The organism is Alkalihalophilus pseudofirmus (assembly GCF_029094545.1).
Classification (GTDB): Bacteria; Bacillota; Bacilli; order Bacillales; family Bacillaceae_D; genus Alkalihalophilus; species Alkalihalophilus pseudofirmus.
On sequence record NZ_CP117835.1, the window covers coordinates 2,518,232 to 2,541,182 of the forward strand.

Below are 22,951 nucleotides of genomic sequence, written 5' to 3' on the forward strand. Positions count from 1 at the left end.
CTCGAATGTTAAAAGAATAAGCACCTAAACTAGGTGCTTATTCTTAATTTCAATATGATTTTCGCTAGAGCATGTTTCATCAACCGTGTTAAAGTATAGTTTAAATGATCAATAGCTCTATTCAACCTGATTACTTTAAGTCTAATGGTACATCTTCAAATTCTTCATCAGTAGCTGGGTCTACTTTTATTTCTCCGTTTAACCCGTGATGATCACGAATAAGCGTTTCAATTTCAGAAGCAACATCAGGGTTTTCTTTTAAATATTGCTTAGAATTTTCCCGGCCTTGACCAAGACGCTCCTCTTTAAAAGAATACCATGCTCCGCTTTTTAGAACAATATCAAGATCTGCAGCAATGTCTAAGATAGAACCTTCGCGTGAGATCCCTTCTCCGTACATAATATCTACTTCTGCTTGTCTAAATGGTGGCGCTACTTTATTTTTAACTACTTTAATCTTCGTTTTATTACCGACCATATCGTTACCCTGCTTCAACGTTTCTGCACGGCGCACCTCAAGGCGGACAGAAGAATAGAACTTCAGTGCACGGCCTCCTGGTGTTGTTTCTGGGTTCCCAAACATAACCCCTACTTTTTCACGGATCTGGTTAATAAATACAGCAATCGTCTTCGACTTATTAATTGCTCCTGATAATTTACGAAGAGCTTGAGACATAAGTCTAGCCTGCAGACCAACGTGGCTGTCTCCCATATCCCCTTCGATTTCTGCTTTTGGCACAAGAGCCGCCACACTATCTATGACGATCATATCAACTGCTCCGCTGCGCACTAATGCTTCTGCAATTTCAAGAGCTTGCTCACCTGTGTCCGGCTGTGATAATAGCAATTCATCAATATTGACTCCAAGTTTCTGAGCATAAACCGGATCAAGCGCATGCTCTGCATCAATAAATGCCGCTTGGCCGCCGTTACGCTGAATTTCAGCAATTGCATGCAAAGCAACCGTCGTTTTACCAGATGATTCTGGTCCGTACACTTCAATAATACGGCCGCGAGGATACCCGCCTACTCCTAGTGCAATATCAAGTGCCAGCGCACCACTGGATACAGTTGATACACGTTGATCGACTTGCTCTCCTAATTTCATAATTGAACCTTTACCAAATTGCTTTTCGATTTGGCGAAGCGCCATATCAAGAGCTGCTTTACGATCACCCATTGAACATCTCTCCTCTATATATAAACTAATCTATTAATCATATTGTTGAATGAAAGAATCTTACTTGTTCATCATACCCTCTTTTGAGTCATTTGCCAATAGTTTTTACGAACATTTATTCGGTTTTTTATAGAAGTGAGGTTTGAAGCTTATGACGAAGGGAAATTCAAAGGTAGAGAAGAAGAGAAATGCTAGACCAAACTTTCAGGAAAGAGAGGTCTAGCATCGAAGAAACGTTAAGAAGAACGAGCTTTCGTAGGGCGTGGTGTGCGATTGTCGCGTTTTGGACGCGGTTTAGCTGGTTCAAGGTTTACACGAGCCCCATTAATTCTTGAATAACGCAGGGCTTCATAAACAAATGGCGCTACATCTTCAGGCACTTCAACAAAAGTAAAGTTCTCGAAAATATCAATACGGCCAATGGCTTTTCCAGGAATACCAACGAGTTCAGAAATTTCTTCAATTAGAATTTTAGGACTCATATTCACATTACGGCCGACATTAATAAAGAAACGCACCATTCCCTTAGCTCCGCCAGTCTCGCCAAAATTGTATCCTGCTTCCTCAGCTGCAGAATCATTTGAGAAATTCATTTTTAATAGGGCAGCCACTACATCCTCAGGACTGTGGTCAGCTAACACTTCTTGTACAAGCGGTTTAAATAATTCAAATTCCTTTCCACCTGTATCAATTGTATCATGAACAAGCTTCTTCCATGAACTTTGCTGCTTTTCTACCACATCTTCAATCGTCGGCACATCTTGTGAAGGGATAGCCATTTTTATTTCCTGTTCAATTGAGCGAAGATGCTTCATTTCACGCGGGGTAACAAGTGTAAGAGCCAGCCCCTTACGTCCAGCTCGCCCGGTACGGCCAATTCGATGAACATAACTTTCCGGGTCTTGCGGGATATCATAGTTAATCACATGAGTTACATTATCCACATCAATACCACGAGCAGCTACATCCGTTGCAATTAGAAATTCTATCGATGAATCCCTAAACTTCTTCATCACCGCATCGCGCTGCGATTGTGTTAAGTCACCATGAAGCCCATCAGCTAAGTATCCTCTTGCTTGAAGGGCTTCTGTTAATTCAGCAACCCCTTTTTTGGTACGGCAAAATAAAATACCAAGATCCACTTCTTCACTATCAATAATACGACAAAGGGAATCAATCTTATTACGTTCAAGCACTTTATAGTAAAGTTGATCGATAGAAGGGGCAGTAACTTCCCCCTTATTAATCGTCACGGTTTTTGGCGTCGTCATATAACGGCGAGAAAGCTTTTTGATGGCAGGAGGCATAGTTGCTGAGAATAAAAGCGTCTGTCTTGCTCCTTTTACTTCTCGCAAAATCGACTCAATATCATCAACAAATCCCATATCAAGCATTTCATCCGCTTCATCTAACACAATCGTGTGAACTTTATTTAATTGCAGCGTTTTCCGGCGGATATGATCAAGAATTCTTCCTGGTGTTCCGATCACAACTTGCACGCCTTGTTTTAATGCTTTAATCTGATGGCCGATCGATTGTCCGCCATATATAGGCATTGTTCGAATTCGTTTATGAGCAGATAGTTTTTGCAATTCCCCTGATACTTGAATGGCGAGCTCTCTTGTTGGAGTTAGAATCAATGCTTGAACATAGCGCTCTTCGGTCACTTTATCAATAACAGGAATACCAAATGCGGCTGTTTTTCCCGTTCCTGTCTGTGCTTGTCCGATAACATCTCCGCCTTCAAGAATGACTGGAATAGCTTTTTCTTGAATAGGAGATGGTTCTTCAAAACCCATGTCCTTAATAGCGCGTTTAATTGGTTCTGAAATCTGAAAATCACTAAAATATGTCATTATTCTATATTCCACCTTTTCAGTTCGTTCAACAAATAAAAACAACCATAGTTTATCGTCCTCTGACGAATGGCTTCTCTGTTGCCGCTTAGTTTTAACTTATGTACGGCCACCTCATTGTTCGGGCCGCATATTCCGACATAAACTTCTCCAGGCTTTCTACCATCTTGTGTACCAGGTCCAGCAACGCCTGTGAAACTGATCCCAATATCTGATTGAAGCTTCAGTTTAACAGCTTTAGCCATTTCCACGGCACATTCTGCACTTACCACTCCGTTTTCAGCAATAATTTTATTCGGTACACCTAAATTATTTTCCTTCACTTTTGTTGCGTAAGAAATAATACTTCCATGAAAAATTTCAGAGGCTCCTGAAATGGAAGTGAGTGCACTTGAGAAAAGGCCTCCCGTTAAACTTTCTGCAGCCGCAATATAGTACTTATGTTTTTTAAGCTGCTTAGATACGACTTCCATTAACGTTGTCTCACCGTACCCATAAAAATATTCTCCGACACGAGAAAGGATGTCTTTTTCTACTTGATCAAGAAGCTGGACACTTACGTTTGGGTCATAATGTTTGACTGTCAGCCGCAAAGTAACCTCACCCTCGCTAGCAAGAGGTGCAATCGTAGGGTTGGTTTGGTTGACAAGCAAATCATCAATCATTGCTGCTAATTTGGATTCGCCTATCCCAAAAAACCTGAGGACTCGGGATGTAATTTTCTCCTGTGTCACATTGTCTTTCTCAAGCAGCGGTCTTAATTCAGACACCACCATTGGCTGCATTTCTTTTGGAGGGCCGGGCAGCAAGACAAACTTACATTGATCGGTCTCCAAAACCATTCCAGGCGCCATTCCATTATGATTAACCAATACATGGCTGTCTTCAATGACAAGCGCCTGTTTTTTGTTATTTTCCGTCATGACCTGCCCTCTTTTTTCAAAGAAAGAAGTAATAGCATCTAACGATTGTTGGTGATACACAAGATCTTTCCCGCAGATCTCAGCAACGGTTTCTTTCGTTAAGTCATCTTTAGTGGGACCTAGCCCGCCAGTTAATATAACCAAATCAGATCTCTTAGAAGCTTGGTTGAGAACGTCAGTCAACCGTTCTTCGTTATCACCAACCACAACATGATAAAATACATCAATTCCATGCTGAGCTAGTTCCACGGATAAGAAAGCAGCATTTGAGTTCACGATCTGGCCAAGTAATAATTCGGAACCAACGGCAATAATTTCCGCTTTCATACTCTCCCCCCTTTTACTTAGATTTTAAAATAACATGACGATTCTTCATGAAATAATCAATTCCAGAAAGCAGCGTTAAGATCGTAGCAATCCAAATTGAAATCATTGCAAAAGGGATAGATAATGCTTCAAACGGCAGGTTATACAGCATAAGAGCAGAGATACCGATAATCTGCCACACTGTTTTCCATTTACCTAAATTGCTGGCTGCAATTACTTGACCATCTGCAGCAGCGACAAGCCTGATACCTGTCACTGCAAACTCACGGCTGATAATAACAACAGCCATCCAAGCAGGAAGAGCACCAAGTTCTACCAGGCCTATGAGAGCAGCAGTAATTAATAATTTATCTGCTAGCGGGTCTAGAAACTTGCCAAAATTGGTTACAAGGTTTAACTTTCTAGCATAATACCCGTCTAACCAATCTGTTGCCGCAGCAAATATAAAAAGCAATGCTGCAATAAAATGAGCCACAGGTATCTCAACGCCTAACCATTCCCACTGTCCCATTGGCAGCGGTGCAAGCAGAAACACCATAAAAATCGGTATTAAACAAATTCTTGAAATCGTAATTTTATTAGGTAAATTCACCAAACGTCCCTTCTTTCGTCAGTTTCCTATGTACATTATCTCATGTTGACAAATTGAACAGGGAAGTCGAAATCCTGCTGCTTCATAACTTGAATTACATGTTGTAAGTCATCGATGCTTTTCCCTGTTACCCTAACTTGTTCGTTTTGAATTTGTGCTTTCACTTTAAGCTTTTCATCACGAATGAGTTTAGTGATTTTTTTGGCACGGTCTGCACTCAAACCTTTAACTAAGGTGATGACTTGACGCACTGTCCCGCCATGGGCACGTTCAATTTTTCCAAAATCCATTGCTTTTTGTGAAAGGCCACGTTTTATAAATTTTGATTGCAAAATATCAATAACACTTTCTAGTTTGTATTCATCATCAGAAATAATCGTAATATGATCATCATCTGTTCGTTCAATTGAACTTTTAGACCCTTTAAAATCATAGCGGTTTTTAATCTCTTTCATTGCTTGGACAATGGCATTGTCTACCTCTTGACCATCAATATCTGAAACAATATCAAATGAATGTTCTTTTGCCATTTGTTTCACTCCATTCTCTCTATCTCTTTTCTAAAGTCTACCTCATATTGTACCATATTATGGACTAAGTTGAGAAACAAGTCGGACTTCTCTAATGAAGTTAATCTTTCTTAGAGTTATCTGATTCTGAAGTTCTCCTGCCTCGTGTTTTATGCACTCTAAGTCTGAAAGCTATCAAAAAAAGAAATGGCTGCTTGCCATTTCTTTTAGTCATTCACGCTGTTTGTAATATTAATTTTTTGATGGATGATATTTAATGGGAAGTCAACCTCTTCATCGTTAACGATCAACGTTACATTTTGTGAGGCGCCAAAGTTAAATTCAACTTCTTCTTCTCCTTGGAAGTCATACTCTAATTCTTCTCCACTTGCTGGCTGACCCGAGAAGAACATATTACCTAAACCGTTTTTCACATCCACATATGAGTTGTCACTAAACTGAATCACTACATCAAAACGATCAGCTTCCAGTTCAAAATAAGAAGTATTACCGCTGCTGTTTAAAAGGTTTAATGTTGAGGTTTCTGATGAAGTTTCCTCTTCTTCTTCCTCTTCCTCTACAGCAGGCTCTTCTTCAACTGCATCTTCATTAGCCGCTTCTTGATCTCCTTCTGCCTCTTCATCAGCTTCAGGCTCCGTTGCTCCTTCAGAGAAATCAGCATCGACATTTTCTTCTGGATCAGGGGCAATCGCAGCATCCCTCTCACCGCCGATACTTTGAGTTACAAGCCATATGCCTAGAGCAATGACGACCAAAAAGGCAAGCGCAATGACAGCCGGTAAGAATGCAGGCGCTTTAGATGATTTCTTTGGCTGACGTACGGGCGATTTAGACCGCTCAGACCTTGATGGCAAATCAATTGATTCTTTTTGAGGATTTGGGAGTTCATTTCTGTACTGATCAAACAATGGTTCCGGATCTAACCCAACTGCTTCTGCGTATGTTTTCACAAACGCGCGGGCATAAAAGAGTCCGGGCAGCGTATCAAAACGCCCCTCTTCTATAGCAAGCAGATATCGCTTTTGAATCTTCGTACTGCGTTGAAGGTCCTCAAGCGATAACCCCTTTTCCTCACGAGCCTCTCTTAAATGTTGTCCTAATTCTGACATTTCAAACACCTACCTACAACTTTAACTAATATCAAATGATGAAAAGCCAGATTCCATTACTTCGTAAGAAATCGTCTCCTTTTCATTATTTCTAAGTTCAATAATACAATCAAAATCCTCTAGTTCATATTCCGTTTCACGGACAAAAATATCAGGATGCTCAACCACTTTAACTGCCGGAAGACGCATAATATCCCTGACTAATGTACGATGTCTTTCAGTAGAGCGCATTGTCGAGACAATTCCGTCAATAATAAAGATATGGTCTTCACTTAATTCATCATCGGCTAATTGATTACGGACCGTTTGCCGCAAGAGCGTAGAAGATATAAACGACCAGCGCTTATTGGCACACACACTTGCTGCTACAATTGATTCTGTCTTTCCTACTCGAGGCATTCCTCGAATCCCAACCAAGTAGTGGCCGTCTCGCTTATACAACTCGGCCATAAAATCAACCAACAGTCCAAGTTCTGTACGAATAAAACGGAAGGTCTTCCGATCATCAGCGTCACGCTCAATATAACGCCCATGACGAATAGCCAGCCTGTCACGAAGATGAGGTTCACGAAACTTCCTTACAGTAATGCTGTCAATTGTATGTAAAATAGCGCGAAACCTAGCAACTTGATCATCACTTTTACTTCTGATAAGCATACCGCGGCGCATATCGTCTACACCGTTTATTGTCACGATATTAATTTTCAGCATCCCAAGTAATGAAGATATATCTCCTAACAACCCTGGCCTGTTATTATGAATTTGATATTCTAAGTACCATTCTTTCATCTATTAACGTCACCTTTCGTTATAGAATAAAGCCGTATTTAGGTAACACATTTGACAAAACAAGATTTCAATTTTTTACTTCCTTTTAATGATAATGGATTTTAGTTGTAATTGAAAGTGCTTTGTCACTTTAATCGCTAAATGAATAAAAAGGATTACGAATTCATATTTTACTATAATCTATCTTTACTTCATACACTTTTATTTGCAATCTAAAACATTTTTTGTATAAGACCTTGTTTAATCATAGAAAAAACGCCGCAGCTGCTGCGGCGTTTTCCTATACTACCCTTCGTTACGAACAAGCTTTACCATCATGTTTGCGATAGCATGCTGCTCGCCTTCATCTGCTACTTTCCACAGCTCAGCTAAAACACGCTCTTGCTCATTTTTAGGCTCGACTTGCTGTGCAAGATATTCACCAACTTGATAAGCAACATCTGATACCACATTTTCATTCATGCCCTCGTGTTGAGCTTGATTAAGACGATCACCTAAAAAGTCTTTCCATTGATCCCAATTATCGAGTACAGACATAATAACCCCTCCTTGAGTAGAAATGTATTACAAGCTTATTTTCTCAAGAGAGGGCTTTTTTTATGCATGACTTTTAACAATACCATGCTCCATTTACAGATAAAATTTGTCCGTTTATGTAATTCGATTTATTAGAACATAAAAAAGCAACTGCATGAGCAACATCTTCTGCCGACCCAATTGCCCCAGCAGGAATATCTGAAGTGAGGGCTTCAATATCTTCTTTTGTGTATTCATTCAACATGTCTGTATCAATGGCACCAGGAGCTACTCCATTAACTTGAATATTGCTTAAGGCAACCTCTTTAGCAAGGCTTTTTACAAAGCTATTCAAGCCCCCTTTTGCACTAGAATATGCCACCTCACATGCCGCCCCTGTCATCCCCCAGATGGATGAGACAGCAATCACTTTTCCTTCTTTTTGTTGAATCATGGATGACATAAGTGTTCTCGTTATCTTTATTGGGTTAAGTAAATGAATATTCATGATCTGATTAAGTCGTTCATCCGTAAGGTCTGTAAATAGTTCAGTTGAGCTTAGTCCACCGTTATGAATTATAGTATGAATAGGTGTATGTAGTTGTCCTAAGAGCTCATCTGCACCATTAATATGACTCAAATCCGCTTTCACAATCCATACCTCAGCACCCTTTTCCCTGCAGGTATGCGCAACCTCTTGGATCAACTTATTGTTCTGATGATAATGTAAAAAGAGAGCGCACTCAGGCGCAGCCAGCTCTTTTGCAATTGCTGCTCCAATCCCGCGCGACGCTCCCGTAATTAAAATTGATCTCATCGTTGGATTTATACCCTCCGCTCTCACTTTTCCGCTCTTACTTGGCATACTGTGAAGCGCTTAAAGTCAAAATGTTCTTCTAGAACTTCACTTAGGTGCTCTTTTGTGATCCCTTCAAGTACAGGAACTACATCAAATAGAGTCATGTCATTGAATTGATAACGCGTAAATTGATTAGCAATATATTCTGGAGAATTAAGCGAACGAAGAAAAGATCCTATCTTTTTCTTAACCGCACGATTAACAACAGACTCATCTAGCGCTTCTTGTTTGAATGTTGTAATCATTTCTTTGATCGCTTCAGCTAATTCATCCGGTTTCTTCGTATCTCCACCAAGAATGGTAAAGCCAAACCCTTCTTCGGCCGAATAATCGAAAGAAAACGAGTCATCAATTAATCCTTGTTCATATAGTTTTTGGTAATTAGCTGAACTTTGACCAAACATTAAATCAAGTAAAATGTTAATAGAAAGCTCATGCTTTAATAAATCTTCCCCTTGTCTAGATGGATTCGCTTCTTTAAATCCAACTAAACACTTCGGAGTCTGAACCGGCATATGAATGACATTTTTCTCAGTTGCGACTTCATTAGGTTCATCATCAAAGACCCGGTTGATCGTCTCTGGGGCTGCAAAAGACTTACTCCCTTGATTCTCTTTTACCTGCTTCATAATGGCTTGTGGGTCAACTGGACCGATGATAAATAATAACATATTATTTGGATGGTAAAATGTTTGATAGCAAGTATATAAAAGATCTTTCGTAATGTTGGAAATGGATTCAATTGTTCCGGCAATATCTAACTTGACTGGGTGATTCACAAACATATTCTCAATCACACCGAAGTAGGCACGCCAATCGGGGTTATCATCGTACATCGTAATCTCTTGACCGATAATCCCTTTTTCTTTTTCCACACTTTCTTCGGTAAAATAAGGATGCTGAACAAAGTCTAATAAGGTTTCTAAATTCTTTTCGACATTTGTTGTACTTGAGAATAAATACGCCGTTCTTGTGAAGCTTGTAAAGGCATTGGCAGATGCACCTTGTTTACTAAAATCCTGAAACACATCACCATTTTCATCCTCAAACATTTTATGCTCTAGAAAGTGCGCAATTCCATCGGGTACATGAATCGTATCATTACCACCAAGAGGGGTAAATTTATTATCAATCGATCCATATTTTGTAGTGAAGGTTGCAAATGTTTTATTAAACCCTTCTTTAGGAAGAATATACACATCTAAACCATTTTCTAACTTCTCATGGTAAAGCGTTTCTTTAAGCTGTTCAAAAGTAAGTTGTTTCATTATGAAGCTTCACCGCCTTTTAAGAAATAAATGGTATCTAACTCTATTTTTTGAGCGGCATGCATTACATCTTCTTTTGTGACTTGATCTATTTCTTTAAGCAGATCTTCAAGAGTACGGTTATGTCCGCTTACAATTTGGTGATAACTTAGTTCCACATATCCACGAGCAACATCAGACGTTTCAAGCAGCTGATTTTTCAGCATTGCTTTCGTTTGATCTAATTCAGCTTCCGTAAAATCACCTGAACACATTGCTTCAAGCTGCTCTTTAATAATCGTAACTGCACGGTCATACTTCGCAAATTCAATTCCGCTCATGACCATCATGACACCTTTGTGACTTTCATATCTTGAAGCGGCATAGTAGGCAAGGCTCTCTTTCTCACGAACATTGATAAACAATTTCGAGTGAGAGAAACCTCCAAATAGCCCGTTGCATACTTGCATCGCTACATAATCATCATCTTTATAGGTTGTATATGTACGATACCCCATATGCAGCTTTCCTTGCTTAACATCTTGTTCTTCTATCACGACATTTTCTTTTTCTACTTTTGGGCTCTCAGAACTAGGCGGCGTTTGATCAATTGGCTCACGGCCATTGATATTGAAATAGGTTTCCACTTTAGCAATGGCTTCATCTGCTTCCATTGCTCCTACCACGTAAAGGTCTATGCGGTCTTTTTTTAGAAGCTGTTGATAATATTCATACAGCCCCTCAGCTGTAATCGCTTCCACTTCTTCCACCGTTCCATATGAAGTAAGTCCAAACGGCTCATTTTTACACATTTCTTCAGTGATACGAACATTTGCATAGCGCATTTTATCATCATATACAGATTGAATACGCTGCACGAGCGAACGCTTTTCATTTGCTACAATAGAGGCATTAAACCCATTCTCCTCCACTAGCGGATCAAGCAAGACCTCAGAGATTAATTTAATCCCTTCTTCAAAAAGAGGCGTTTGATCAGTTAAAAAGGTTTCATTGGCTACATCTAATCGGATCGTTATGACATGCTGCTCGCCCTTTTTTTGAACATCAGATGCAAGCATCGCTCCGTACAGTTCATCAAGGCGGCCGCGAACCTCTTTTCTAGAAGGAGATTGAGCGGTCCCATTTTGCAGAACATGAGGCAATAGTGCACGCATGGCTACGGTTTCTCTATCTAATGGAGCTTTTATCATTAACATTAATGTATTCGTTTTATAACGATCGGTTTTAATGGTATGGATGTTTATTCCTCTAGATTCTTTCGTTTTCTCCATCAGCTGCATAAAATCATCTCCTTTTTACCATTCATGCCTAGTTTATGCTTTGACTCGCTTTCTTACTACGTGGAACTTAAATTTATCTGCTCTAAAGTAATTTAGTGAGTAAAGCAGAGGCCGCTCACTTTGATCATAATGAATTTGCTTAAGCAGTAAGAGCGAAGTTTCAGGATCACATTGAAGGATTTCAGAGACACGCTCGTGAAAACCAATCGGTTCGATGTAGGTCACGGCATAACTTATAGAGTGACCAATTTCTTCAAGATAATTAAAGATTGACTTAGTTTCATGAATAGAATGGTTCTCAAGCAATTGATTTGGGACTTTATCTAAACAATATACAACAGGCACTTGGTCTGCTGTTCTTACACGCTCAATTTCCATTACTTCTGTTAATTCGTCTTGATTAAAGCGGCGTCGATCTTCATCCGTTGCCTCTCTCACAGCAGAAGATAAAAAGATCGTACCAGGCTCCATATTTGCCTGTTTAATCATATCTGTCACACTATATAACTCTTCTATCCCTGCTGAGAAAAGTGGTTTGGTGTGAACAAACGTCCCGACTCCGTGACGTCTGATCACTACTCCTTCCTCTTCAAGAAGGCGAAGCGCCTCCCTGAGCGTTGCGCGGCTCACTCCTAGCTGCTTTGATAGTTCAAATTCAGAAGGCAGCTTTTCTCCTTCCTCATACACTTTATTTTCAATATCATCTTTAATACGATCTATAACCTGTAAATACAACGGACGATGATCTGCTTTAATCAAAGTCTCCACTCCTTTAGAACTTATTCTCTCTCTCCACTTTATGATGTAGCATCTATATCTTCATTTTCCACTTTAGAAACAAGAACTTCTCTTGGTTTGCTTCCTTCATAAGGACCGACTATACCCCTTACTTCCATTTCATCAATTAAACGTGCTGCACGTGTGTATCCGATACGAAAACGCCGTTGAAGCATAGATACTGAGGCGGTCTCCATTTCTGTTACTAATTGTACCGCATCATCATATAACTCGTCCTCTGCTTTTTCTTTCACTTCTGGCGCATCTGTTGGTGTCATCTCTTCTTGGTACTGTGCTTTTTGTTGTGATATGACAAAATCAACGACTTCTTCCACTTCACCATCCGATAAGAATGCTCCTTGGATCCGTGTCGGTTTAGTGGCTCCCATTGGCAGATACAGCATGTCTCCTCGGCCTAACAATTTCTCCGCTCCACCTGAGTCTAGTATGGTCCTTGAATCCGTTTGCGAGGAAACGCCAAAAGCTATTCTTGATGGAATATTCGCTTTGATCACACCGGTAATAACATCTACAGATGGTCTTTGTGTCGCAATAATCATATGAATACCTGCTGCTCGCGCCATTTGCGCAAGTCTTGCTATGGAATCTTCTACATCACCAGAAGCAACCATCATTAAGTCTGCCAGCTCATCAACGATCACAACAATATAAGGCAGTGTCGGCTGCTTTGCATCCTCTAGTTTATTTTGCTTATTGATCAATTCATTATAACCTTCAATGTTCCTTGTTCCCGTATGAGAAAACAGGTCATACCTTCTTTCCATTTCAGCGACCACTTTTTTTAACGCCTGTGAAGCTTTTTTAGCCTCTGTTACAACAGGTGTTAAAAGATGGGGAATTCCATTGTACATATTAAGCTCAACCATTTTAGGATCAATCATCATCAGCTTTACTTCGTGAGGTTTTGCTTTCATGAGTATACTAGTAATAATACCATTAATACACACACTCTTTCCGCTGCCTGTCGCTCCGGCAACGAGAAGATGGGGCATTTTATTTAAAGGAGCGAGTACAGGCTCTCCTGATATATCCCGACCTAGTCCGACTGCTAGTACATTTTCATCCTTTTTTGCTTTCTCTGAATCAAGCACTTCCCTTAACGTCACAATTGCTACTTCCTGATTAGGAACCTCAATCCCAATCGCAGATTTACCTGGAATAGGTGCCTCCATCCGAATATCTTTTGCTGCTAAAGCAAGAGCTAAGTCATCTGCTAGGTTTACAATTTTACTTACTTTGACTCCAACACTTGGGTGGACTTCATATTTGGTAACAGCTGGACCTAAGTGAACTTTTGATACTTTGGCCTTAACACCAAAACTCTCAAGAGTCTGCTCAAGCTTTCTTGCATTCGATGCCAGCTGTCTTTTCTCATTATATTGCCCAGTTTTATGCGGAAGTTTTAGAACATCAAGCGCTGGAAGCTTGTAGGATTCATTTTCTTGAGCTGCTGTGACAAGCGGAACCGTCACCTCGTCCTGATCTTCTGCTTTTCCCTCTGTTTTTCCCTCTTTCTGCTTTACCTGTGGCTTTTTCTCCTGTTCATCATCCGATTGTTGTCTTTGCGTCCTTTCTTCTTGATAAGCTTTTTGAGTAAAGTCAACAATTTCAGGTTCAACTTCTTCTTCAGGCTCAATCATTATATCGTCTAAAGAGTCTTCTTCTTTTTGTTTTTGACGCTGTTTTTTGCGTTCTTCGTAAGCTTGTTTTTCATCTGTTACTTTTTGCTTTGTTTTTTCTTTCATGCTTTTAACTTCATCTACAAGAGAGAGAATCGTATCTGCTATGAATACGTAGCCTTTTTTAAATACTTTACTTAATAATTCAGATAATGAACGGCCTGTTAATAAAATAATTCCAATAATAAATAAGATAAAACATAGAAAATATGTACCTGCCTCAGCAAATAAAAAATGACTGATTGCAAAAGCAATAGACCCTATCATCCCGCCTCCAAGATCTGTTGGCGGCACCTCTCCTCTCATCTCCATCCAAAACAACGTCCAGGTATTACGAATGACAGATTGGTCTGTAAACCCTTCTCGGTTATTTAAATGATGAAATAACCCTACATGGCTGAATAAAGTTAAAGAGAGTATCATCACATAAAATCCAGCCATTCTTCTTGACCAAAAAGAAGGCAGCTGTCTTTTAATCATTATGTACAGGGCTACCACTAATAATCCAACTGCAAGCACTGCAAACCATTGTCCTAAGAAAAAACGAAACAGTCTCACAAATGTTTCCCCAACTGTTCCTAACCTTGCCAATGTTACGACGGCAATGACTAATAATCCGAGTCCAATTAATTCGTATGTAAGCTGTGACTTCCACTCGGTCTTTTTTTTCTTTTTTCGTCTTGCCATCTATCTCACCTCTTTAGCATTGTTACATGTGATAAGCATAGAGAAGAAGCAGCCAAAATTGGCTGCTTCGACCATGCTTGGATTAAATTAATTATAGCATAATAAAGGTTAGCGCTACATCAATAAAATTGAGGTTTTGCTTGAATGATCGTCCCTGGAGATAAGTTAGGATTCAAGTAATTCATCGCATTTCCGCTTATAAGTCTTACCACTTTATATTGGCTTGCATTAATTTGTTCAACAATCAGCTGTCCTTCTGCACAATTTACCACTTGTTGTGTCGCATAACTATGTTCTTCTTCTGGGAAAATCTGTTCTCTTGGCATCATGGTGTATAAAATCATTGCACCATATCTCCTTTTTCTTTTACCGGTTTATTCGCATCGATTAACTCATTTAATTTTTTAAGTGCACTGCCAATCCCACCTACTTCATCAATCAACCCATACTCAACAGCATCGGTGCCGACTACATTTGTTCCAATATCACGGGTGAGGTTTCCTTTAGACAGCATTAATTCTTTAAACTTTTCTTCCGAGATCCCTGACTGCTGTGTAACAAAACTAATGACACGTTCCTGCATTTTATCAAGGTATTCGAACGTTTGTGGTACACCAATCACAAGACCTGTCAGCCTGACCGGATGAATCGTCATCGTTGCTGTTTTTGCAATGAATGAATAGTTTGCTGCTACGGCAATGGGTACACCGATGGAATGTCCTCCTCCAAGTACTAATGTGACACTCGGTTTAGACATGGATGCAACCATTTCAGAAATTGCTAAGCCTGCTTCAACATCTCCGCCCACCGTATTTAATATTAATAATAGTCCTTCTATTTTAGGGTTCTGCTCAACTGCTACAAGCTGAGGGATAATATGTTCATACTTTGTTGTTTTATTTTGAGGAGGCAGCTGCATATGGCCTTCTATTTGTCCAATGATGGTCATACAATGGATATTTGAAGCATCCATATCAGGGACATTTGTTTGTCCTAATTCTTGAATCTTCTCTAAGATGCCTGACCCCTTTTGGTCTTTTTGAGGCTGCTGCGGCGCTTGCGGCTGATCTTCTTGATAAAAATCCGACATGATTATTTTCCTCCTTCATTGTTATGTAATCGTAGTATGAGCGTGATGAAGGAAAATCATTCTTATCCATACAAAAAGGCATGTCTTATGCGACATGCCTTTCCCCATTATACCTCCATAATAATTGGAAGTATCATTGGTCTTCGTTTCGTTTGTTCGAACAAATAACGGCTTAACCCTTCACGAACATTACTCTTAAGTGAAGACCATTCATTAACGTTCTCAGTTACACATTTCTTTAAAATATTGCTTACAAGCTCATTTGAATCTTCAAGAAGTTTCTCTGATTCACGTACATACACAAATCCACGAGAAATAATGTTTGGACCTGAAACTATCTCACCGGTTTTCTTATTTAACGTAACAACGACTACCAGAATACCGTCTTTTGATAAGAGGCGGCGATCGCGTAATACAATATTACCAACATCTCCTACACCTAAGCCATCGATTAAAACATTTCCAGAAGGTACTTTGCCTCCCCTTCTAGCTTGTCCTTTTGTAAACTCAATGACTTCCCCCTTATCAACAAGATAGATATGTTCTTCTTTAACCCCAACTTCAACAGCTAGAGCACGGTGCGCATGCTGCATACGGAATTCCCCATGAACAGGAACGAAGAACTTAGGTTTCATTAAGTTGAGCATCAGCTTTAACTCTTCTTGACTACCGTGGCCTGAAGCATGCACTTTTGTTTGGCCATATACGACATCTGCTCCAATGCGGTGCAATTTATCGATAATACCTGAAACAGATTGTTCATTACCAGGGATAGCCGATGCAGCGATAATAACGGTATCATGTTCTGTAATCGTTATTTGACGGTGTGCACCTTTAGCCATTCTTGTTAACGCACTCATCGGCTCGCCTTGACTGCCTGTTGTTAATATTGCTAATTGATGATCTTTGTATTTATTCACTTCATCAATCTCAATAAGGAGGTTATCTGGCATTTCTAAATAACCTAATTTTGAAGCAATGGATAACACACGAACCATGCTTTTACCGACGACAGCTAATTTGCGGTTCGCTTTAACAGCTGCATGAATAACTTGCTGAATTCGGTGAACATTTGAAGCAAAGGTGGTCACTATTATACGGCCATCTGTATGTTCAAATACTTCTGCAATTCCTTGTCCAACTTCAGTTTCAGATTTTGTCGTTCCAGGGCGCTCTGCATTCGTACTATCAGACATCAAGCAAAGAACTCCTTTAGATCCTATGGCAGCCATCTTACCGATATCTGCTTGTTTTCCATCTACCGGAGTTTGATCAAATTTAAAATCTCCCGTATGTACGACCGCTCCTTGCGACGTTTCAACACATACACCAACCGAATCAGGAATACTGTGATTCACTCGGAAAAACGAGACATTGGTTGAACCAACCTTGATTCTTGAATTTGAATCAATTAATTTTAATGTCGTTTGACGGTGTATTCCCGCTTCTTTTAACTTTTCTTCCACTAACCCTAGAGTAAGTTTTGTCCCGTAAACTGGAACATTAATTTTCTTTAATACATAACTTAAACCGCCGATATGATCCTCATGACCATGAGTTAAAATAATTCCTCTAACACGGTCTTTTTGTTCGACCAAATAAGATACATCAGGAATGACAATGTCTACTCCCAACATATCATCATCTGGAAACATTAATCCTGCATCAACGACGATAATATCGTCGTCTACTTCTATTCCGTACATATTTTTGCCGATTTCTCCGACTCCACCTAAGGCAAAAACACGTACTTTCTCTGTCTGTTGCTTTGACACTTGGCGTTCCTCCTAAACAATAAAATAAACGATATATGCATTAAGAAAGGAATCTCATCTGCATAAAACAAGCAAATAAATTCTTTCTAATACGCTATTAATATAATGATTTCACTTAAACTAATGGTTGGAATTAACATGAGCTCTGTGCTGTGAGCCACTCTAACCCTTTAACATAATTGGTTCCGAATACAGAAAAAAGCATATATTTAATCTTGTGCTCTTAACAACCCGTACGAATCACTTGAAATCAGTATACCTTATTCATGAAATGAAACACAAGACTGAACTTCCTTTACTACCAAAATCATGTAATAAAAAAAGCCTAACCTTAAAGGTTAGACTCTTCAATCGTTGTTTTTACAACGTACTGTTCTTGCGCTGTTAGAGGAACCAAAGGAAGTCTCACGCCGCCTGTATCCAATCCGCATACTTGTAAAGCATATTTTACACAAGTTGGATTTGGCGCATGAAACATGGCTTTCATTACAGGTAAAAGTTTTCGGTGAATATCACCTGCTTTCACTACATTCCCAGCTATAAATGATTGAATCATTTGCTGCATTTGTTTACCAGCCACGTGAGAAACAACCGAGACGATCCCATCAGCGCCGATGGCTAATGCAGGAATCGTAAGTGAATCATCACCGCTGTAAACAAAAAAATCCTCAGCCGTTCCTTCGATAATAGCGGCCATTTGCTCCAAATCGCCACTCGCTTCTTTTACTGCTGTAATGTTCTCTATTTCTGATAGCCTAATTACGGTTTCAGCTTCTAAATTGACAGAGGTTCTCCCTGGCACATTATAGAGCATAACAGGCAGTTTTGTAGATGCGGCCACAGCATGAAAATGATCATACAATCCTTGCTGTGAAGGCTTATTATAGTATGGTGTTACAAGCATAACACCATCCACGCCGGCCTCAGCTGCTTCTTTTGTTAATTTAATTGTTTGAGCCGTGTTATTGCTGCCAGTTCCAGCAATAACAGCGGCTCTTTTATTTACGTGTTTCACAGCCAAATGAAACAACGAAATTTTTTCTTCTTTTGTAAGCGTAGGGGATTCGCCAGTAGTACCAGCAATCACCAACGCATCTGTCCCACGGTCAAGCAAATAATCAATCAGCTTTCGTGTTTTATCAAAATCAACATTACCTAACGAATCAAACGGAGTGACCATAGCCGTCCAAACATGGCCAAAATCCATAATGCCCAACTCCTTACAAGAGCAATACTAGCTGACCCATTACAGTTGCTTATTCCCTGCTTCTTCTAAATGGAACATGTAATGTAGTGCATTAACCGCTTTTTTCATATCTTCTTCTTTGACGAGTATCCAGATCGTTGTATGAGAGTCGGCCGATTGCAGTATTTGGATGTTTTCACGCGACAAGGCTCCAACAATTTTAGCCGTTACCCCAGGCACACCGCTCATTCCTGCACCTACCGCAGAAACTTTTGCACAATGCCTTTGAACTTCAGGCTCATATCCCATTTCTTTTAAAATTAACAGAGCACGGTCAGCTACTTCATCAGACACTGTGTAGACGACCCCTCTTGGATTAATATTAATAAAATCAACACTGATCTTCTCATTGGCCATAGCCTTAAATACTTTCTCTTGAAGATCAAACTGCCCATCTTTAGCCAGCACTTTAATTTGCGTGATGTTTGACAGATGAGCAATCCCCGTTATCGTTCTGTCTTGAACATCCTGTGCTGCCTTATCGGAAAGCATAGATGTAACAAGCGTACCTCGGCTTTGTGAATGGGTAGAACGAATATGAATAGGGATTTTAGCCTGCATGGCAATTTCTACTGCACGCGGATGAATCACTTTTGCCCCTTGATACGCCATATTACAGATTTCATTGTAAGTCATCGTATCAAGCGCTCTTGCATCTGAGACGATTCTCGGATCTGCTGTCATGACCCCTTCAACGTCTGTGAAAATATCGACCCATTCAGCTCCTACTGCAGCTCCAAGAGCAGTGGCAGACGTATCACTTCCACCACGCCCTAGTGTCGTAATTTCCCCTGTTTTAGATTGACCCTGGAATCCAGCAACAACCACTACATCCTTCGTTTCTAAAAGCTTCTTAAGGTGATCCGAACGCATTTCAAGGATTTTAGCACTTGTAAAATCATCATTTGTTCTAAAGCCAGCCTGAGCACCTGTTAAGGCCATTGCGTTAGCTCCAAGCTCATTGATCAGCTCTGTGAATACGACAGATGAAATGACTTCCCCGCATGAAACCAGAAGGTCCTGTTCCCGTTTTGATATATGGTTAGAATCAACCAGCCCAAGAAGAGTATCTGTTGCATAAGGTTCACCTTTTCGTCCCATAGCAGATACTACAACAATCACTTTGTAGCCTTCCTGAACAGATTTCATCACATGCTGCGCTGCTTTTTTTCGAACCTCCTCATCTCTAACAGAGGTTCCTCCAAATTTTTGAACGATAATCTTCATAAGCCACCTACTCTTCTACGATAACAGTTGTAATTTTACTAAGCTCTCAGCAATTTGAACTGAATTCCATGCAGCACCTTTAATAAGGTTATCTGAAACAACCCACATGTGGTAACCATTATCACGATCAAGATCGCGACGGATACGGCCGACAAATACATCTTCCCTGCCGACACAATCAGCAGCCATCGGATAGACTTGATTTGCTGGATCATCTTGAAGGGTAACACCTGGAGCTGTTTTTAATAATTCCTTTAACTCCTCTACAGTTGCGCCGCTTTTTTCTGTCTCAATGTATACAGATTCAGAATGTCCTGTTTCAATCGGAAGACGTACACAAGTAGCCGCAACCTCTAGCGATTCCATATGCATAATTTTCTTTGTTTCATTAATCATTTTCATTTCTTCAAATGTATAGCCATTCTCTTGGAATAAATCAATTTGCGGAACAGCGTTAAATGCAATTTGATAATGCTTTTTATCTCCGCCAACCGGAAGTATTTCAGGAGTGAATTCTTCTCCATTTAAAATAGATTGTGTTTGGCTCTTCATTTCTTCAATAGCTTCAAGCCCTGCCCCAGATACCGCTTGATAAGTAGACACAACTACTTTTGTTAAGCCATACTGTTTACGGATCGGCTCAAGCGCTACAACCATTTGAATGGTAGAGCAGTTAGGGTTGGCAATAATTCCGTTGTGATTACGAAGATCTTCTTCATTTACTTCAGGCACAACAAGCGGAACATCGGCATCCATTCTAAATGCACTTGTATTGTCAACAACAATAGCACCACGCTTTACGGCTTCTGGTGCGAGTGCTTTTGATACAGACCCTCCAGCACTAAATAGAGCAACGTGAACTCCTTCAAAAGATTCAGGAGTAGCCTCTTCTACGATATATGTTTCACCTTTAAAAGTGATTTCTTTACCAGCTGAACGCTTGGATGAAAGTAAAGTTAATTTCCCAATTGGAAAATTGCGCTCCTCTAATGTTTTTAGCATTTGTTGTCCGACCGCACCTGTTGCACCTACAACAGCTACATGATAGTTTGATGTTGTCATTTGTGTAGTTCCCCTTCCTGCGTTCATAAGTTTAATAGATTACGTTATCTTGACGCGATTGAACTGATTATAGCACAATAAATTCAACTTTTCGTCAATTTCCTCTATTAAACTTTAAGGGAAATCATTCATTTGTGCAACTTCGTCTAATCGCTAATCTTTGAATTTTTCTACCAGCACAGGCTGATACTGTACGCCAGCTAAGGCAGACTCCACTGTATCCACTAATGCTTCCATTCTAGCAACAAGCGAGTTAGGTTTTTTAACAGGATCGTCCTGCCCGAATGGAATAAAGTAAATATTTTTCGTTGCCATTAAACGCATGATATTTACACCGTTAAGTCCGAGGGCATCATTTGTTGATATGCCAAGAACAACAGGGTTTCCATTTCTAAGTGTTGCTTTAGCTCCCATTAATACAGGGGAATCTGTTAATGCATTAGCAAACTTACTCGTTGAATTACCTGTAATAGGTGCGACAACCATACAATCAAGCGGAGTTTTCGGACCAAATGGTTCCGCCTTTACTATTGAATTAACAATCGGTTCTGAAGTGATTTCTTTAATTTTGGTTAACCAGTCTGCACTGTCCCCAAATTTCGTATCAGTAGATTCGACTGTATATGTGACAAAAGGTGTTACTTTTGCCCCTAGGTCTACCAGCTTTTGCATTTCTGGCAGTACAGCATCATACGTACAATGAGATCCTGTTAAACCAAATCCTATATGCTTTCCTTTTAAAGACATATGAACCCTCCTCAACAATTATAAAAAGCTTCGGGATGTTTTCTTAAATAGGTGAACCTTCTTTTGTTTTTCTAATCTTCTTGCAAGAGATCTGAAAGTACATTGGCTAATATTTTCCCAGCCGTTTTAGGGGCGACAATTCCTGGGAGACCTGGTGCAAGCAGTGCTTTCATCCCTCTCTTTTCAGCATACCTAAAGTCCGTCCCCCCTGGCTTTGAGGCTAGATCAATAATAAGAGCGTGCAGCGGCATCTCTGCGAGAACCTTTGCAGTAATGATTAATTCGGGAACGGTGTTAATGCATATATCTACATCTGCTAATTCTTCTTTTAAGTGATCGGTATGAAAAGGCGTTAATCCCATTTCTGTGATTCTTGCTAGTTGATGTGACTCGTTTGCCCCAACTTTAACATTTGCACCTAGGGCATCAAATGTTCTCGCTACAGACATTCCTACTCGACCTAATCCTATAACAGCTACACACGCACTATGGATCGTAATATCCGTATGTTGTATTGCCATCATAATGGTTCCTTCTGCAGTAGGAATCGAGTTATAAATAGCTATATCATCTCTATCCATTAATTTAACAAGTCTTCGTTTCGCTTTTTTTACGTATTGATTAAGGGTGTCATTTGTGATCCCTGAAAAAATGGTGCAATGCTGAGGTGTTTGACTGAACATCTCGGGTGTTAATGTTACTTTTTCATTCGAGAAAATGGTTTCAATTTCCCCTTCATTGTTCATTCCGCTTACCGGAAGCAAGATCGCATCGACTTTATTCCACTTCACATCATCAATCGATTGCTTGGATGCCCCTATATAACCATCATCTAATTGGTCAAAACCAACTAATGAAAGCTTTGCATCCAGCGTTGATAATTTGCGAATAATCTCAAGCTGTCTTGCGTCACCCCCGATGACGACTATTACTTTACCCGTTAACATCAGCGTCCCTGCCCCTTTCCTAAAGTAGCCTTCGCCCCCACATGTCGTCAGTTTTATATACGTTGGAGGGAGTAACAGTATCTGAATTGATTCACGATAGCATATGTATAAACTTGATAATGGGTGAATAAAGGGAGTGATTTAAAAGACATGACTCAAACAAAAAAACACACTGCCTATCTGCAGTGTGTTAATCAGGAAAACCCATATCTATGATAATCATATCTTGACCAATCTTTTTAATTTGATTCCAATATACCGTCACTTCTTTTTCTTTTTTACCAAATCCAAACCATTTCATCGTCGGTACAATAAACGCTTCAATTTCTCCCGTTTCCTCATTAATCAGTAGGTCTGTCTGACCTAGGATTCCCATGCGTTCTCCTTTTTGGTAATCAATGATTTCTTTGTTGCTGATCTCACTTAGCCGCATGCTCTTCCTCCGTTCTCTAAGGGTTTATGAT

Annotated in this window: 22 protein-coding genes; all 22 read right to left on the minus strand. The window is 39.9% G+C overall.

From position 1 onward, the window contains the following. Window positions 1-130 precede the first annotated feature (130 nt). Window positions 131-1,180: a recombinase RecA gene (recA, locus tag PQ478_RS13510; protein WP_012959317.1), complete on the minus strand. Its 1,050-nt coding sequence runs from the start codon at window positions 1,178-1,180 to the stop codon at window positions 131-133. Window positions 1,181-1,416: 236 nt separating this feature from the next. Then, window positions 1,417-3,036, minus strand: coding sequence for a DEAD/DEAH box helicase (locus PQ478_RS13515; RefSeq protein ID WP_012959318.1), 1,620 nt, complete (start codon window positions 3,034-3,036; stop codon window positions 1,417-1,419). Next, on the minus strand, window positions 3,036-4,286 hold the full coding sequence (locus tag PQ478_RS13520; RefSeq protein WP_289234600.1) for a competence/damage-inducible protein A: 1,251 nt from the start codon (window positions 4,284-4,286) through the stop codon (window positions 3,036-3,038). The genes PQ478_RS13515 and PQ478_RS13520 overlap by 1 nt, the downstream gene beginning before the upstream one ends. A gap of 13 nt (window positions 4,287-4,299) precedes the next feature. Then, a complete protein-coding gene (gene pgsA / locus PQ478_RS13525; RefSeq protein ID WP_289234601.1) occupies window positions 4,300-4,878 on the minus strand; it encodes a CDP-diacylglycerol--glycerol-3-phosphate 3-phosphatidyltransferase in 579 nt (192 codons plus the stop codon). A gap of 35 nt (window positions 4,879-4,913) precedes the next feature. After that, window positions 4,914-5,408, minus strand: a complete 495-nt coding sequence (locus PQ478_RS13530; protein ID WP_012959321.1) for a YajQ family cyclic di-GMP-binding protein — start codon at window positions 5,406-5,408, stop codon at window positions 4,914-4,916. Window positions 5,409-5,614: 206 nt separating this feature from the next. After that, window positions 5,615-6,517, minus strand: coding sequence for a helix-turn-helix domain-containing protein (locus PQ478_RS13535; RefSeq protein ID WP_289234602.1), 903 nt, complete (start codon window positions 6,515-6,517; stop codon window positions 5,615-5,617). A 21-nt stretch (window positions 6,518-6,538) separates the two neighbouring features. After that, window positions 6,539-7,306: a DUF3388 domain-containing protein gene (locus PQ478_RS13540; RefSeq protein WP_012959323.1), complete on the minus strand. Its 768-nt coding sequence runs from the start codon at window positions 7,304-7,306 to the stop codon at window positions 6,539-6,541. A 285-nt stretch (window positions 7,307-7,591) separates the two neighbouring features. After that, entirely contained in the window at window positions 7,592-7,843 is a 252-nt protein-coding gene (locus PQ478_RS13545; RefSeq protein ID WP_012959324.1) for a DUF3243 domain-containing protein, read from the minus strand. A 73-nt stretch (window positions 7,844-7,916) separates the two neighbouring features. Beyond that, window positions 7,917-8,639, minus strand: a complete 723-nt coding sequence (ymfI, locus tag PQ478_RS13550; RefSeq protein WP_289234603.1) for an elongation factor P 5-aminopentanone reductase — start codon at window positions 8,637-8,639, stop codon at window positions 7,917-7,919. 23 nt (window positions 8,640-8,662) lie between these two features. Beyond that, the gene (gene yfmH, locus PQ478_RS13555) at window positions 8,663-9,949 is read right to left on the minus strand and encodes an EF-P 5-aminopentanol modification-associated protein YfmH (protein WP_012959326.1); all 1,287 of its coding nucleotides are present in this window, start codon (window positions 9,947-9,949) and stop codon (window positions 8,663-8,665) included. Continuing rightward, on the minus strand, window positions 9,949-11,229 hold the full coding sequence (yfmF, locus tag PQ478_RS13560; protein WP_075682686.1) for an EF-P 5-aminopentanol modification-associated protein YfmF: 1,281 nt from the start codon (window positions 11,227-11,229) through the stop codon (window positions 9,949-9,951). The genes yfmH and yfmF overlap by 1 nt, the downstream gene beginning before the upstream one ends. A gap of 33 nt (window positions 11,230-11,262) precedes the next feature. Beyond that, complete coding sequence (locus PQ478_RS13565) at window positions 11,263-11,988, minus strand: GntR family transcriptional regulator (protein ID WP_012959328.1); 726 nt, start codon at window positions 11,986-11,988, stop codon at window positions 11,263-11,265. Between the two features lie 38 nt (window positions 11,989-12,026). Then, the gene (locus tag PQ478_RS13570; RefSeq protein ID WP_289234604.1) at window positions 12,027-14,393 is read right to left on the minus strand and encodes an FtsK/SpoIIIE family DNA translocase; all 2,367 of its coding nucleotides are present in this window, start codon (window positions 14,391-14,393) and stop codon (window positions 12,027-12,029) included. A 119-nt stretch (window positions 14,394-14,512) separates the two neighbouring features. Next, window positions 14,513-14,737 (minus strand): YlzJ-like family protein, encoded by a 225-nt coding sequence (locus tag PQ478_RS13575; protein WP_012959330.1) that lies wholly within the window; start codon window positions 14,735-14,737, stop codon window positions 14,513-14,515. Then, window positions 14,734-15,483 (minus strand): ClpP family protease, encoded by a 750-nt coding sequence (locus tag PQ478_RS13580; protein ID WP_289234605.1) that lies wholly within the window; start codon window positions 15,481-15,483, stop codon window positions 14,734-14,736. Before PQ478_RS13580 ends, PQ478_RS13575 begins: the two co-directional genes overlap by 4 nt. Window positions 15,484-15,590: 107 nt before the next feature. Further along, window positions 15,591-17,258, minus strand: coding sequence for a ribonuclease J (locus tag PQ478_RS13585; protein ID WP_012959332.1), 1,668 nt, complete (start codon window positions 17,256-17,258; stop codon window positions 15,591-15,593). Between the two features lie 331 nt (window positions 17,259-17,589). Beyond that, complete coding sequence (dapA, locus tag PQ478_RS13590; RefSeq protein WP_289234606.1) at window positions 17,590-18,465, minus strand: 4-hydroxy-tetrahydrodipicolinate synthase; 876 nt, start codon at window positions 18,463-18,465, stop codon at window positions 17,590-17,592. A gap of 39 nt (window positions 18,466-18,504) precedes the next feature. Continuing rightward, window positions 18,505-19,731 (minus strand): aspartate kinase, encoded by a 1,227-nt coding sequence (dapG, locus tag PQ478_RS13595; RefSeq protein WP_289234607.1) that lies wholly within the window; start codon window positions 19,729-19,731, stop codon window positions 18,505-18,507. A 15-nt stretch (window positions 19,732-19,746) separates the two neighbouring features. Further along, the gene (gene asd, locus PQ478_RS13600) at window positions 19,747-20,793 is read right to left on the minus strand and encodes an aspartate-semialdehyde dehydrogenase (RefSeq protein ID WP_012959335.1); all 1,047 of its coding nucleotides are present in this window, start codon (window positions 20,791-20,793) and stop codon (window positions 19,747-19,749) included. Between the two features lie 153 nt (window positions 20,794-20,946). After that, entirely contained in the window at window positions 20,947-21,540 is a 594-nt protein-coding gene (dpaB, locus tag PQ478_RS13605) for a dipicolinate synthase subunit B (RefSeq protein WP_012959336.1), read from the minus strand. A 71-nt stretch (window positions 21,541-21,611) separates the two neighbouring features. Further along, window positions 21,612-22,487: a dipicolinic acid synthetase subunit A gene (gene dpaA, locus PQ478_RS13610; protein WP_289234608.1), complete on the minus strand. Its 876-nt coding sequence runs from the start codon at window positions 22,485-22,487 to the stop codon at window positions 21,612-21,614. Window positions 22,488-22,677: 190 nt separating this feature from the next. After that, the gene (locus tag PQ478_RS13615; RefSeq protein WP_012959338.1) at window positions 22,678-22,920 is read right to left on the minus strand and encodes a YlmC/YmxH family sporulation protein; all 243 of its coding nucleotides are present in this window, start codon (window positions 22,918-22,920) and stop codon (window positions 22,678-22,680) included. Window positions 22,921-22,951: the final 31 nt, after the last annotated feature.